Source organism: Hanstruepera neustonica, assembly GCF_002895005.1.
GTDB classification, from domain to species: domain Bacteria; phylum Bacteroidota; class Bacteroidia; order Flavobacteriales; family Flavobacteriaceae; genus Hanstruepera; species Hanstruepera neustonica.
In genome coordinates this window covers 49,250-64,858 of record NZ_POWF01000012.1, presented here as the reverse complement: position 1 = coordinate 64,858, position 15,609 = coordinate 49,250, and the positions used below count along the sequence as shown (strand labels likewise).

At 34.6% G+C, this 15,609-nt stretch carries 9 protein-coding genes; 3 read left to right on the top strand and 6 right to left on the bottom strand.

Annotated features, from left to right (window positions below; genetic code table 11):
- Nucleotides 1-113: 113 nt before the first annotated feature.
- Nucleotides 114-1,886 carry a tetratricopeptide repeat-containing sensor histidine kinase gene (locus tag C1T31_RS13925; protein WP_243398962.1) on the bottom strand — a complete coding sequence of 591 codons (1,773 nt, stop codon included), beginning with the start codon at nucleotides 1,884-1,886 and terminating at the stop codon, nucleotides 114-116.
- 180 nt (nucleotides 1,887-2,066) lie between these two features.
- Nucleotides 2,067-2,801: a LytR/AlgR family response regulator transcription factor gene (locus C1T31_RS13920; RefSeq protein WP_103053130.1), complete on the bottom strand. Its 735-nt coding sequence runs from the start codon at nucleotides 2,799-2,801 to the stop codon at nucleotides 2,067-2,069.
- Nucleotides 2,802-3,412: 611 nt separating this feature from the next.
- Between C1T31_RS13920 and C1T31_RS13915 the strand changes: the two genes are divergently transcribed.
- The gene (locus tag C1T31_RS13915) at nucleotides 3,413-4,393 is read left to right on the top strand and encodes a ribonucleotide-diphosphate reductase subunit beta (protein WP_103053129.1); all 981 of its coding nucleotides are present in this window, start codon (nucleotides 3,413-3,415) and stop codon (nucleotides 4,391-4,393) included.
- 175 nt (nucleotides 4,394-4,568) lie between these two features.
- Entirely contained in the window at nucleotides 4,569-7,046 is a 2,478-nt protein-coding gene (locus C1T31_RS13910) for a ribonucleoside-diphosphate reductase subunit alpha (RefSeq protein WP_103053128.1), read from the top strand.
- Between the two features lie 71 nt (nucleotides 7,047-7,117).
- Here the strand turns inward: C1T31_RS13910 and C1T31_RS13905 are convergent, their stop codons facing one another.
- Together C1T31_RS13905 and C1T31_RS13900 are read right to left on the bottom strand one after the other, a co-directional pair.
- Nucleotides 7,118-9,418 carry an inorganic phosphate transporter gene (locus C1T31_RS13905; protein ID WP_103053127.1) on the bottom strand — a complete coding sequence of 767 codons (2,301 nt, stop codon included), beginning with the start codon at nucleotides 9,416-9,418 and terminating at the stop codon, nucleotides 7,118-7,120.
- Between the two features lie 75 nt (nucleotides 9,419-9,493).
- A complete protein-coding gene (locus tag C1T31_RS13900) occupies nucleotides 9,494-10,693 on the bottom strand; it encodes a porin (RefSeq protein WP_103053126.1) in 1,200 nt (399 codons plus the stop codon).
- Between the two features lie 381 nt (nucleotides 10,694-11,074).
- Between C1T31_RS13900 and C1T31_RS13895 the strand changes: the two genes are divergently transcribed.
- Complete coding sequence (locus tag C1T31_RS13895) at nucleotides 11,075-11,431, top strand: toxin-antitoxin system YwqK family antitoxin (RefSeq protein ID WP_103053125.1); 357 nt, start codon at nucleotides 11,075-11,077, stop codon at nucleotides 11,429-11,431.
- 73 nt (nucleotides 11,432-11,504) lie between these two features.
- Here the strand turns inward: C1T31_RS13895 and C1T31_RS13890 are convergent, their stop codons facing one another.
- Together C1T31_RS13890 and C1T31_RS13885 are read right to left on the bottom strand one after the other, a co-directional pair.
- Nucleotides 11,505-12,692 carry a multidrug transporter gene (locus C1T31_RS13890; RefSeq protein WP_103053124.1) on the bottom strand — a complete coding sequence of 396 codons (1,188 nt, stop codon included), beginning with the start codon at nucleotides 12,690-12,692 and terminating at the stop codon, nucleotides 11,505-11,507.
- A gap of 45 nt (nucleotides 12,693-12,737) precedes the next feature.
- Nucleotides 12,738-15,548, bottom strand: a complete 2,811-nt coding sequence (locus C1T31_RS13885) for a TonB-dependent receptor (protein WP_103053123.1) — start codon at nucleotides 15,546-15,548, stop codon at nucleotides 12,738-12,740.
- Nucleotides 15,549-15,609: the final 61 nt, after the last annotated feature.

Sequence of the window (15,609 nt, the reverse complement as noted above, 5' to 3'; positions counted from 1 at the left end):
TGATAGCTGTAGCAAACAAGCTGTTGAAACAGGCATTTGCCATTGCAAAAAGCGAGTTGCCATACGACGAAAACTTTGTGTCAAGATTAGCTTAAAAAGATTTGTTTTTTAACTCAGTTCTTTGTTGGTATTTTTAAAACCACAGTTGTGCCAGAAGGCCTTCCATCTTCATATAAATCTATTATTTCAAGACCGTAATCATCATTAAAGCTTTTGGAAAAGTTTTCCAATCGGGCTTTGGTTATGTCAATCCCAACCGATTGTCTTTTTAACTTTTTATCGTTTTTTATTTTTTGAGAGGCATCGCGACCTATCCCATTGTCTGTTATGGATATGGAAACATGATTGAGGTCTTTTCTCTCAATAGATAGGTGAATTTTTTTGTTGTTAGGCTTGGTAGATAAGCCGTGCCAAATGGCGTTTTCCAGAAAGGGCTGCAAGATTAAGGAAGGCACTTTTATGATAGACGAATTGATTTCAGGTGCCACATCAACTTGATATTCTATTTCATTTGAAAAACGAATATTCTCAATATTCATGTAAAGCGCCATAGTCTCTAGTTCATCTTCGAGCGATATTTCTTTTTCGGTAGATGCTACCAGTATCTTTCTGATCAGTTTAGAGAATTTATTGAGATAGTAAACAGCATTTTCTTTTTCGTTGTTAATGATATAAAGCTTGATGGAGTTTAATGAATTAAAAATAAAATGTGGATTCATTTGATTTCGTAACATTTCCTGTTCCAAAGTAATGATCCGTTTTTCATTGCGAAGTTGACGCTGTCTGTATAAAACAAAAAGGATAATGGCAATTAAAACGCCTCCTAATAAACTTAAGATTAGGGTTCTTCGGTTTTGTGCAAGCTTCAGTTTAACAATTTCATTTTCACTAGCCAACTCTTTTATCTGGTTGTTCTTTTTCTCACTTTCGTATTTAATGATTAAATCGTTAACATACTGTAAGTTGCGTTCATTTGATACGGTTTCTTCTAGCTTAATGTGGTCTTTGTAGTAAGCAAGTGCCGTTTCTAAATCACCAGTTTTCTCAAAGAGTTCAGATAAATAATTGTAGGCCTCAATTTTAGAGGTTTTTAAGTTGTATTCCTCTGAAATGGTCAATGCCTTTTCAAGGCTGGTTTTAGCCGCTTCAAGGTTGTTTTTCCTTAATTGAATAAGTCCTAAATTCAAATATGACGAAGCAATGTAGTATTGGTCATTTACTTTTAAGGCTTTTTCAAGGGCTTGATTGATTATGGGCAAGGCCGCTTCATAGTCTTCTTGTACAATGTAAATTTTTCCAATACTATTAAAGCATATGACACGTCCTATATCAGAGTTGATTTCGTTGTTGTAAACTAATGATTGTTGATAATACTGAAGAGCTTCATCTATTAGGCCCTGTTTTTCTTTAGCGTAACCAATATTATGGTTGTTAATGGCGAGCCCTAATCGGTTGTCTAATCGGGTTTCAATTTTTAATGATTTTTGAAATTGCTCCAGCGCTAAATCATATTGTTTTAATGCCAGATAAATATTTCCCATGCTGTTTTGTGAAACAGCAATACTCCGCTCAATTTCAAGAGATGGTGGAGACTGTGTTTCTGCTAAATCTAGTGCTTCTTTATGGTAGTCTAGAGCAGATCGGATAGCGTCCATACGCCTGTAAACAACGCCAAGCATGTTTAAGCTTAAAACCTCCATTTCAACATCTTCCAGTTCTCGGGCTAGGCGTAAAGCTCTAGTGTGCATCGTAATAGCATCATCATAATGTGAGATGTTTCTAAAAAAGGTACCCAAAGCATTTAAGGCATAGCATTCACCTGTTTTATAGCCAGATTTAGCGCTTTTATGAACGAGATAGGACATTTTCAGGGTATCTCTTTTCATGGGTAAAAAAACAGAATCGAGAGAAGAAAAACTTTTTGGTTTTATGGCAAGGATACTATCTACTTGTTTTTTAAAATCAAGATCCAGGGTTTGAGATTGAGCCTGAAGAAAAAAACTTAACACAAAACATAACAGAATGGGTAGTTGGATTGACAGTTTACAGTTCTTGATGTACATGGGTTATACTTTGTCTAAAAAATCTGATTTACGTTGTCTGGCTACAGGAATCTTGTCGTTTGTTTGCATGACCACGTAGCCGTCATTTTTAATAAACTCTTTTATTTTGTTTAAATTAATGATGTAGGAATTATGGATTCTAAAGAAATAGTTTTCCGGTAATAAGGCATTGACTTCCTTGAGCTTTTTAGTGACTAATATTTTTTGATTGTCCTGCATGACAAATGTACTGTAGTTTCCATCAGACTCTATGTATATGATTTTGTCGGTATCCAAAAAAATCAATTTACCATCAGTACTAATGGTAATTTTCTTCTGATTGAAATTCTGATTAAAGTTCAAGAGTACTTCCTCAATTTTTGAGATTGGCAAATTATTGGAGTGATGCTTCTTGATTTTTTTTATGGTCTCTTTTAAATCGTCAGAATCTATAGGTTTTAACAAATAGTCTATAGCCTCATGTTTTAAGGCCTTTAGTGCGTATTCATTATAAGCGGTTGTAATGACTATAGCAAAATCCCTATTGATCAGCTTGTCCAGAAACTGAAACCCATCCATGGTGGGCATGTTAATGTCTAAAAATAAGCAATCGGTTGATCGGGTATTTAGAAACTGAATAGCTTCTTCTGGTTTGTTGAAAGTTTTAATAATATTTATTTCGGAATTAAACTGTTTTAATTCCCATGTTAGGCTATCTATAGCCTTTTGTTCATCATCAACAATAACTGCTCTAATCATAGTTTCAAATATAAGAATATTAATAAGTCGCCAAGTATTTTTGATTAATTAATGATATCATATCTGCCATCATGAAGTAACCACTTATACATTATTTGATACCAACTATACAATTGGACCTTGGAAATCGAAAAATTTGTAGGAATTTAGAGTCGCTATTAAATTATTGCAAAGGATTATACATTTATTAAAGGGTATTTGCTATTAATCTGTAAAAAGCTAGACTCGTCTAGCTTTTTATTTTCAATTTTATTAAATTTATTAGTTAGTTAGGTGAAGAAAAGAGTCATTTAAAAGTGGCTCTTTTTTTATTTTATGCAGCTCACTTTTTCTCTTGGAATAATGGTACTGTTTATAGGGTTTCAGCATTGTTTTAACAGGTAAAATCTTACTCGACACTACAAAATTATGATCACTTAATATATTGATAATCAAATATATAAAATTATTTTTTTAAAATTCTTGAAATTCTCTACCGTTAAAGACTTGTTAAAAACTTGTTGACAATGTTTATAACTTAGCCTTTCATTTTCAAACACATTTTTCAATCTTTGTTAGTCCCAAATCACACCAAATTATTCATTAAATTTTAATAAAAAAATAACAAAAACATGTCTCAGACAACAGAACCCATTTTACAAGAAAATAAAGATAGATTTGTAATTTTTCCAATTCAGCATCACGATATTTGGGAATGGTATAAAAAGTCGGAGGCAAGTTTTTGGACAGCGGAAGAAATTGATCTACATCAGGATTTAACCGATTGGTCGTCAAAATTAAATGATGATGAACGCTATTTTATCAAGCACATTTTAGCATTCTTTGCAGCTAGTGATGGTATTGTCAATGAAAATTTAGCTGAAAACTTCGTTAATGAAGTGCAATACAGCGAGGCTAAATTTTTCTATGGTTTCCAAATTATGATGGAAAACATTCATAGCGAAACCTATTCACTATTGATTGATACTTATGTAAAAGATGAAAAGGAAAAAGATATCCTATTCAAGGCTATTGAAAATTTCCCTGCTATTAAGAAAAAAGCCGATTGGGCACTTAAATGGATTGAATCACCAAGCTTTGCTGAACGTTTGATAGCATTTGCTGCAGTTGAAGGTATTTTCTTTTCAGGTGCGTTCTGTTCAATCTTCTGGTTGAAAAAGCGCGGTTTAATGCCAGGATTGACATTCTCCAATGAATTAATTTCAAGAGATGAAGGTGTTCACTGTGATTTTGCAGTGCACTTGCACAATAAGCACTTGGTGAATAAAGTGCCAAAAGAACGTATTAGAGAAATTCTTGTGGATGCATTAAATATCGAGCGTGAATTTATTACTGAATCCCTACCAGTAAGTTTAATTGGTATGAACGCGAAATTGATGACTCAATATTTGGAGTTTGTAACGGATAGATTGTTAGGAGAACTGGGTTGTGAAAAAGAATATAATGCATCCAATCCTTTCGACTTTATGGATATGATTTCGTTGCAAGGAAAAACTAATTTCTTTGAAAAGCGTGTTTCAGAATATCAAAAAGCGGGTGTTCTTAACAAGGAAGAAGAAAAGGATAAATTCAGTTTTGACGCTGATTTTTAAATATAATTAAAACCCTCGAAATAAGTTAATAGCAGTCAAATGGTGTGTTCACACCTGAATCCCTATTACCTTATTTGTAAAACTAGCTCGCTTCAATATGCGTATTGAAGTTGAAAACCAACTAATTAACTCATTTTCTGAAGGTGTATCAGAAAACTTAAAAAACGTGTAAAGTATGTATGTAGTAAAAAGAGACGGCAGAAAAGAACCCATGATGTTCGACAAAATCACAGCTAGAGTTAGAAAGCTGTGTTATGGATTAAATGAATTGGTAGACCCAGTTAAAGTGGCTATGCGAGTTATTGAAGGCTTGTATGATGGTGTAACCACCAGTGAGTTGGATAATCTAGCGGCTGAAATAGCGGCAACCATGACTACGGCACATCCAGATTATGCGCGATTAGCTGCTCGTATCTCTGTTTCGAACTTGCATAAAAACACGAAGAAGTCTTTTAGTGAGGTTATGTCTGATTTGTATAATTATGTAAATCCAAGAACCGGCAAAAACGCACCATTGTTATCTGATGAGGTTTATAAAGTTATAGAAGAAAACAAGGAAAAATTAGACTCTACTATCATTTATAACCGTGATTTTGGTTATGATTATTTTGGTTTTAAAACTTTAGAGCGTTCTTATTTATTAAAACTCAACGGACAAATAGCCGAGCGTCCACAGCATATGCTCATGCGTGTTTCAATAGGAATACATTTAAACGATTTAGAAGCTGCTATTGAGACTTATGAGTTGATGTCAAAGAAATATTTTACACACGCTACACCAACCTTATTCAATTCAGGTACACCAAAACCACAAATGTCCTCTTGTTTCTTATTAACTATGAAGGAGGATAGCATTGATGGCATTTACGATACATTAAAGCAAACGGCTAAAATATCGCAATCGGCGGGAGGAATCGGTTTGGCTATTCATAATATTCGTGCTACTGGTAGTTATATTGCAGGAACCAACGGAACTTCCAACGGGATTGTTCCCATGTTGAAAGTTTTCAATGATACTGCTAGATATGTTGATCAAGGAGGCGGTAAGCGTAAAGGGAGTTTCGCAATCTATTTGGAGACTTGGCATGCCGATATTTTTGACTTTTTAGATTTGAAGAAAAACCACGGTAAAGAAGAAATGCGTGCACGTGATTTGTTCTATGCTATGTGGATTTCTGATTTATTCATGAAGCGTGTCCAGGAAGATGGACCTTGGACTTTAATGTGTCCTAATGAATGTCCAGGATTGGATGAAACACATAGTGAAGCGTTTGAAGAATTATATTTAAAATATGAGTCTGAAGGTAAAGGACGAAAAACCATTAAGGCACGTGAACTTTGGGAGAAAATATTAGAATCTCAAATAGAAACGGGTACGCCTTACATGCTTTATAAAGATGCGGCTAACCGTAAATCCAATCAGCAGAATTTAGGAACCATCCGTTCTTCTAATTTATGTACTGAAATTTTAGAATATACATCGCCTGATGAAGTAGCGGTTTGTAACTTGGCATCGATTGCTTTGCCTATGTTTGTGAAAAATGGTGAATTTGACCATAAGGAATTGTTCCGTATCACAAAACGTGTTACCAAGAACCTGAACAAGGTTATTGATAGAAATTACTATCCGGTAAAAGAAGCAGAAAATTCTAATTTCCGTCACCGACCAATTGGTTTGGGTGTTCAAGGATTGGCTGATACGTTCATTAAATTGCGTATGCCATTTACCAGTGATGAAGCTAAAAAATTAAACCAAGAAATTTTTGAAACCCTTTACTTTGCGGCTGTTACAGCCAGTATGGAAGAGGCCAAAGTTGATGGACCTTACAAAACATACAAAGGGTCTCCAATTAGTAAAGGTGAGTTCCAGCACAACCTATGGAACATAAAAGATGAAGAATTAAGCGGTCGTTGGGACTGGGGCAAATTGCGTAAAGATGTTAAAAAACATGGTGTTAGAAACTCTTTGTTGGTAGCACCTATGCCTACGGCTAGTACCTCACAAATTTTAGGTAACAATGAATGTTTCGAACCATACACATCTAACATTTATACAAGACGTGTATTGTCTGGAGAGTTTATTGTCGTCAACAAGCATTTGTTGGAAGATTTAGTGGAACTGGGTCTTTGGAATGAAGGTTTAAAACAAGATATCATGAGAGCTAACGGATCCATCCAAGATATTGATATCATCCCTCAAGACATCAAGGAACTTTACAAGACCGTTTGGGAATTGAGTATGAAAGACATCATTGATATGTCACGTCACAGAGGCTATTTCATTGATCAGTCGCAATCCTTAAACTTGTTTATGGAAGGTGCAACCATGGCAAAACTAACATCGATGCATTTTTATGCTTGGAAGAGCGGTTTGAAAACAGGTATGTACTACTTAAGAACAAAAAGCGCTGTTGATGCCATTAAATTTACGTTGGACAACAAGAAGAAAGAAGAACCAGCAGCCGAAGTGGTTGAGGTTTCAGAAACGGTTGTTGCGCAACAGAAACAACAAGCTGCCAAAAATGCGGCAAAGTTCGCTCAAAAAAATCAAGCTGCTGCCGAAGTAGAACCTATGACAGCAGAAGAAATGAAAGCCTTAATTGCCCAAGCAAAAGAATCGGAAGGCGACGATTGCCTGATGTGCGGTTCTTAATTTTAATATGTGTTAATTATAAAAAAAGCACCTCAAATGAGGTGCTTTTTTATTTGGTAATTATCTGATATCTATTCTTCAGAATCATCAATTTTAGCAGGTTTTACCGAACTGTCGTGAGAATCATGATACTCCTCTAAAAGATTCATGGTAGCCTTTAACAAATCTTTAGTTTCTAACAATAAACTAAAGTATAATGTTGTGTTTTTAGGACTGGATTCTTCCGTTCTGGTGCGTTCAACCTGTCTTTGGATTTTCTCATTAACAAGATCGAAAATTTCCTTTTGGTTTTTAAGAATGTCTCCAATTTGTTCAAATGAACGTGAATCAAATGCATTTTTAGTATCCACAAAGAATTGTTCAAGTGATTCATCAACTTGTTTCAGTTCTTTAATTTGATTGAACTTTAACTTTTTATGATTGTTGTTGATGTGTTTATGACTGACTTTAGATATGTATTCTAAAGATTGTGCCATGTCTTGAAGATAACCTAAGACATTGATGTAAAAATTACTGGCTCCAACACTAGATTCATCTAAATTCTTGATAAAGTAGAAAATGTTGTCACGTAAATCGTCAATTTCAGCCGCAAGCTTGTTAACCTGATTTTTGTTCTTTTTAAGCAAAGGCAAATCTTGTTTTGAAAGACCATTTATAGCATTTGTATAAATTTTATTACCGCGCTTAACCACGTTAGCAATGTTTTTGGCACTTTCATGAATCACACCTTGAACCGAACTGCTTTCTGCTTTCTGCAAACGGTCTTCAGCTTTGGTTTCCTTAACTTTTTTATTGTGAGAAATATAGTTTCTAACTAATAATACGGTTGCTAAAAGCAACAAAACAGGAACCATGACATTCACATTCCAATTTAATAGAAAAGCAATGAGTGCGGCGGAAACGAAGGCAATAAATGCAGTAAAAAACCAGCCGCCAATAACGTTTAGTACACCAGCCACTCTATAAACGGCACTTTCTGCTCCCCAAGCACGATCGGCTAAAGAGGTACCCATAGCAACCATAAAGGTGACATAGGTTGTGGATAACGGTAGTTTGTAGGAAGTTGCCACAGATATTAAAACGGCTGCAACCATCAAGTTAACTGCAGCACGAACCATATCAAATGCAGGCAATTCGTAAGTTTTATCTTTTTTCAAAGAGATAACAGGTGTTTCAAATTGCTTGTCAATTTTAGCTTGCCAAGATTCAGGCAAAATATAAGACGACATTTGAGACATCAACATAGCAAATCTGACGAATCCACGAGATAAGAAATTAGGTTGAAAACGCTCTTTTGTCTCACTTTGACTTGATAAATCAAGCGAAGTTTTCACAACGCCTTTGGCCTTGGTTGAAAACCATAAAGTCAAAACCATGACCATACCAGCAATAAATAACAACCAATTGTTTGTTGGAACTTTTTCAGCTAGTACATCCATAGGGAAATCTGTAGCAGCTAATCCTGATGCCGACCATTGTTCAAAAGCATTGTAGGCTGCTATAGGCACGCCAATAAAGTTTACTAAATCATTTCCGGCAAATGCTAATGCCAATGCAAATGTTCCTACTATGATGATCAGTTTGTAGATGTTGGTCTTAATAACTGTTATAAAAATATAGGATAGTATTGACCAGAACACCATGCTTATGGATACAATTGAAATTACTTGAGTTTCAAGAAAATCTTTCATGGTTTGACCATCCAAAATGTCAAAGGATTGACTGGCATAAGAAGTCCCTTTGATACCTTTCATAAAGATAAAGTAAGTAAGTGCAGTTAATGCGACACCGCCAAAAACAGCACCTACCCAAGAGGCTTTCTTTTCAAAATTATAGGATAATAATAATCGGGAAACCCATTGAATAATGGCTCCTATGGTAAATGCGACAATAACGGAGAGGAGTATCCCAAATATTATTTGGGAAGCTTTGGATGTATTAATGTAATTAATAACATCACTAAAATTACCATTATCATGTCCGATTTTTATAAAAGCCATACAAACAGCAGCACCTAACAATTCAAATACAATAGAAACTGTTGTTGATGTCGGCATACCTACGGTATTAAAGAAATCCAAAAGTAAAATGTCGGTTATCATAACCGCCATAAAAATAATCATGATTTCATTGAACATGAATTCTCCAGGGTTAAAAATACCTTTTCGCGCTACTTCCATCATCCCACTTGAGAATATGGCTCCAACAGCAACGCCAATACTGGCGACAATCATAATGGTTCTAAATGAAATAGCTTTAGAACCAATGGCTGAATTCAAGAAATTAACAGCATCATTACTTACCCCAACTACTAAATCAGCAATGGCTAAAACGGCTAGGGCAACAATCATTAATAAGTATATATTATCCATATTTTATTTAAAAAGAATTTGCAAATATCTATAGTGTTTTTGATAAAAATGTTATCTAATTGTTATCATTTAATGCTAAAAATGAATATCAAATTGTAAACGACAAAGGTATTGATCACCTTGGTTTTCTATATCAATTAAGCTGAAATCCGTTTGAACTTTTAAGCTATGTCCTACAATATACTTTGAAATACCAAAAGTGTATTGTTTTTCGGGACTTTTTCCAGTTATATTTTCATCTAAAGTTGCAGTAGAATATCTTCCTGATACTTCCCAATTGTTTTTAAAGAGGTAACCAGTCTGAATATTGAGTCCTTCTCCAACTTGAACAACATCACCGGTTTCTGTGCCGTCAGAATTTTTGGCAATGGGATCCTTGGCATCTCTGTTGGCATATTCTGTCATTAAACTGAAACCTTTGTATTTAAACATGGTATCAATGAAAAGGGTATTAATGTTTGTTTCATGAAAGCCAATATCTGTTTCCATATAGGAACCTAAATTACTACGTGTTTTTACAGCATTATTATTGTGATCGTATGTGACGCCAATTGAAAGCTTTGGTTTTTGTTCTCTTTTCAAATCCGAACCAAAATAATCGCCCTTGCCTTCAAATTTACCAAAAGGTAATAATTCTACTCTTCCAGTATATTGATGACCTCCTAAATTACCAGTTACAACATTACGACCTTCACCTTGGGAAAGCGCGAAAATTTCACGAACAATAAAATTATCAAAAAGTGTAAAATGATGTCTTAATTGAAAACCTATGTCCCGGTCTATGTTAAACCGAGCATTCAAAATGGAGCGATCTACTTGTTGCATATTCGCCGAAGAAATGACCCGTTCTCTGTTGCCAGGAAGTTTAGTTTGTCCAACCCATAAAACAAAATTCTGATAGAAGTTATACTTAATAACAGCATCCATAATATACCTTGGTGTGTTACCCGTAAATTGTGAGACTCCTGACATATCACGATTTGAAAGCCCTAATTCAATTTTATATTTTAGTTTGGGGGTTACGGCATAACCATCAAATTTTAGTCGCGCACGTCTGATTAAGAAATTCGTTTCAGGGCTAGATCCATCCTGCATTAAATTACTAGCTAAAAATTGAAACCTAGTGCCAATTTTCATGGTCCAAGAGCTATCCTTGCCAACTAAATTAAAAAGACCTTTACCAAATTTTGAAGAATTGTAGGATTGGTTTTCTTGAGAATGTCCAACAAAATACATGGACATAAATAGCATAATTGCTATAGTTTTTAATTTCATTTTAAAAGTTAGTTTTTGTCACTGCAAATAACTAACTCTAATGTTAACTTAATGTTACCTAAAAGTTATTAAAATCACTAAAAAAGGCTGCCTTGGCCAAAGGCAGCCACTAGAATTCATGATAATATAGTCGACAAAAACTAATAGATTATATGAAATTACTATTTGTGTCTTAAGACATAACAAATTACATAAACTATTATGTCCTTATTGTAATGCTAATATTAAGTTTACATTAAGGCTGTAAATTATAATAATAAATATTTAAAACACTGAAAATCAAATTAATAAAAAGTTAATGTTAAATTAATGTTATGTAAACGTTGTTTTAATATTAATAAATAACTATATTTGATACATAATATCTAAAACCCCATAATTATGAAGAAAACAGTTTTGTTTTTTGCCTTATTAGTTACTGTGGTCTCTTTTGCGCAACAAGAGAGAGAGTTAAAACTTAATAAAGACACCAATTTAATTGATGTTACTTATTATCATGACAATGGAGTTGTAAGCCAAACAGGTTCATATACTTTAGATGGTAAGCTACAAGGTGAGTGGTTAAGTTTTGATGCAGAAGGTAAAAAAACGGTTTCGGCGAATTATGATAATGGGAAGAAAGTCGGCAAGTGGTTTTATTGGAAAGATGAAACCTTAAAAGAAGTAGATTATAGTAACAACGCAATTGCTAGTGTCAACGAATGGACAAGTAAAGCATCTTTAGCGCAGCGTGACTAAAAAAACGAATTACAATAAATAAAAAAAGCATCCAGAATATGGATGCTTTTTTTATTTACATATAGATTATAACTTATTCAACTGTCCAGTTTGCACCCCATGTAGCGTAATCTGTTCCAGTACCATTTCCATCACCTGAAATAAAATCAGCTTCAGTAAATGTTTCACCTGTATCATTTTTCATTTTTAAGATTACATCCATAAAAGTAACGTCTGTTACATTTAAATCACCACTTAATACACCAGCACCAGTTGGGTTATCTCCAGCATCACCATCTAAATCGAAACCTTCTTCGAAACCTTCAATCCAAACATTGTTAAAGATGCCTTGCGTTCCAGCTCTTAAACGAATAGCTTCATTTCCTGTAGCCGATCCATTTCCAATAATCGTTAAGTTGTTAACAGTTGGTTTAGAGAAATAACCAGCAGCATTACTAAAGTCTGTATTGTAACCATCAGCTTCAATACCTTTATCATGACTTGCACCATGTTTTACGTAAGCATTGGTAATTGTACCTGTGTAACCTTCAGTCCAGTCAATAGAATCATCTTGAGCATTAACAACAGACACATAGTTGGCATTTACAGTTCCTCCAAAGAACTCAACACCATCATCTTTTCCTTCGTAAGCTTGAATATAGTTTACAACTGTTCCGTTACCTACACCGTAGAAAGAGAAACCATTGTTTTCTGATTGACCGTCAGCAGCTCCACCAGAATATTCAACACGTACATAGTTTAAAATACCAGAATCATCAGCTTCATTAGTTCCACCAAATGGTAAACCAGCAATTTCAGACGTAGAAGTTGCAGAACCGGTTACCGAATTAATAGGAGCTCTTCCTAATAAAATTAATCCACCCCAATCTCCAGCAGCAGGGTTAGAAGCATTAGAAGTTAGTACAATTGGACAATCAGCAGTTCCGTTAGCAATAATTTTTGCTCCTTGAGAGATTGCAATGTAAACATCAGCACCTGAAGCTAAGGCCTCAATGGTCATACATGCAGGAATTTCCAATGTGGTTCCAGCAGCCATAATTAATGAACCATTAAGTACGTAGGTGTTATTTGGGTCTAAAGTTAAATCTTGAGTGTACGTTCCAGATAAGAAAATGGTTTCTGGATCTGTTGTGCCACCACCACCATTGTTGTTGTTGGTAACACTGTTGTCATTGATAATGATATCAGAAGTATCATCTGATGCACATGATGAGAAAAGCAAGGTTATTACAGCTAATCCTAAAATTAAATTATTTTTCATTGTTTTTGAGTTTAATTATTCTTTTTAATTATTAATATAGTTGTGTTAAAATTTATACTTTAATTGTAAGCCTAAATCCATTCCACGCTTGTAGTCTGATACGCCTTTGCCATTGGCAGAGTTTACAACAACATCCCCAAGTCGCGCTTCCCTGACATATTTAATGGTTGGATTTAAAAGGTTTTTGAAGCTTAAGTTTATCTCAAAGTTATCTTTGATGGTGTTTTTCCAGATAAAGTCTAATGTTGGAACACTTTTCTCAACGATATTACCTAGCTGACCAGAACCTAGTGCGTCAATTCTATCATCAAAATATGAGAACACTAAATTGGCAACAGGTTTGTAATTGTTGAATGTTGGCGAATAACTGATGTCAGCATTGAATAAGAATGGCGATGCACCTTGTAATGCATCTGAATCTTTATCAAAGCTTAAGTCAAAGGTTCCATCAATTTGACTATACAAATCTTGGTCGGTATGCATATAGGTGGCATTCAAACCAGCCGATAAGACACCATTTTCATTTTCATCTCTTATTAGGTCTTTTCTTACCTCAAGCTCAACACCATAAACGGTTGCTTTGTCACCAGTTCTAACATAACGTTGTGTACCAGTAGCATCACCAACAACCACCAAGTTCACAGGATCATTGATCTCTTTGGCAAATGCTCCAAGAGAGAATATTTCACTTTTGCTGAAGAACCATTCGTATTTTAAATCCAAATTCAAGATTTTAGAAACACCTTTGTCTAATAAATCTGGGTTACCACCAATACGCGTTGAAATATTCTCATATACAAAAGGTGCTACTTCTTTAAATTCAGGAATGGAAATGGTTTGACTTCCCGATAACCTAATGTTCATGTCATCGTTAACCGCATATTTAATGTTTAAGCTTGGTAAAAAGAAGTTGCAATAGTAACTAATCTCATTGTTTCCACTGTTTCCTAAATTGATAACATCGTAGGCAATTTGTTGGTCAACAGATTCTAAACGAACACCAGGCACAAACAACCACTTGTCACCCGCTTTAATTTCGGCATTCAAATAACCAGCATATATGTCAAGTTTACCATTGTAAGTGTTTTCAGGTAAACCAGGTCTGTTGGTATTAGATTGTCCAGGGATGTTATTAATAACAGTAATTTCATAAACACCACCAGTGTTCTCATTTATGTTTAAATTTTCTACATTGAAAATACTGTTGAAGTTATTCACATCGGTTATTTGATAGTCTGTGTCAACAATTCGATAACCGTAGCGAACATTGTTAAAATTACGAGTTTTGCTTCTGCCATTATAGCCCAAGTTAAACTTGAGTTTCTCACTCACTTCATAGGCTAGATTAGCGATACCATTATATTCGTCATCTTCAATATTTTGGAAATAACGTTGGTTGTCATAATCAACATTATTGTAAAAAATAGGATTTGTAGCTGGGTCATTATCAAGGGCAAATTGATAATTTTCTAAACTCACACGTTTTCTGTCTGGTTGTTTAGAATACACTTTGTTATAACCAAAGCCCCAATCAACTTTAAACTTTCCTGAAGTGTGCTCTCCCAATAATTGGTTGACAAACATTTGTGTTTGGTCAAATTGCACGTTCATTTGGTAAAATCCTTCATCAGTGCTCGCTATACCATCTCTGTTTCTACCTTTTCCGTCAATTCCAAAATAACCAACAACGTCAGAAGAACTGTTTATGTATAACGAATTGTATTTAAGACTATTCTTGTCATCAATGCGGTAGTTAACATTTGCCAAAGCAGTTGTTGTTGTTGAATATTCATATTCTTCAGCACTATCAATGTAGGCCTTCTTCTCAACAAGTGTAAAGTCTTGGTTAGTACCTTTTCTGTATTCATAGCCATTATCAAATGAAGCGGTAGCAAACAAACTTAAGCGTGAACCATTTTTAAAATCAAATGACTTACCACCAGCTGCACCAAATGATGTGTTGATAGGTGTTTCTACAGACTCTGGGTCGATACCATGAGAGAGCACAACTGCAAATGGATTGTGGTTATATCTTGCGTAATCACCAAAATAGCCTGTTCCTTCACTTTTAACAAAATCTTTGTCTATGGTGTTGGTGTTAAAGCAACTTCCAATAAAAGCTTCAAAAAAGCCGTTACCTTTATAATTTTTAGAGGTAATATTGACATTGCCAGCAGAAAAATCGCCATAAAAGTTTGTGGAATATGCTTTACTTATGGAAACGTTCTCAATGATATCTGAAGAGAATAAGTTTAAATCAATATTCTTTTTATTAACATCATTAGAAGGTAATGACAGACCATTCATAGTTGTGTTAAGATAGCGATCTCCTAAACCTCTTACATAAACGTTACTAGATCCTTCTTGTTTAGAAACACCAGATATTTTGGCAACAGCACCTGCTGCATCACTTACCCCTTTTCTGGATAATTCTTCAGCACCAATACTTTGCTTGATTTCAACCGCTTTTTTCTGATCTAATAATAGTGCCACTTCGCTTTCGCGTTTCGTGGTGGTCGTAATTACAATCTCATCCAATGAAGCTGCACTGGCAGACATTGGTAAATTAATTTCAGTTACTTTTCCTGCAACTACTGTGGCTTCAACCTCTTGAGTTTGGTATCCCACAAAACTAAACACCACTGTATAAGTCCCTGGCTCCATATTGTCTAGACTATAAAGGCCATCCATATCAGAAGTAGCACCTTTTGTTGTGCCTTTAATTAATATGTTTGCGAACGGTAATGGTTCGTCGTTATATTCTTTGTCAGTTAGTTTACCTACAATTGAACCTGTACTTTGTGAGTATGAAAATACAGCTGAAAATAATAGTAGAATAAGAAGTATTTGTCTCATTAGTTTTTTATAAATTTTCTTGCCGCAAAGAAACCCCATATATGTAAAGTCAAAGTTAACT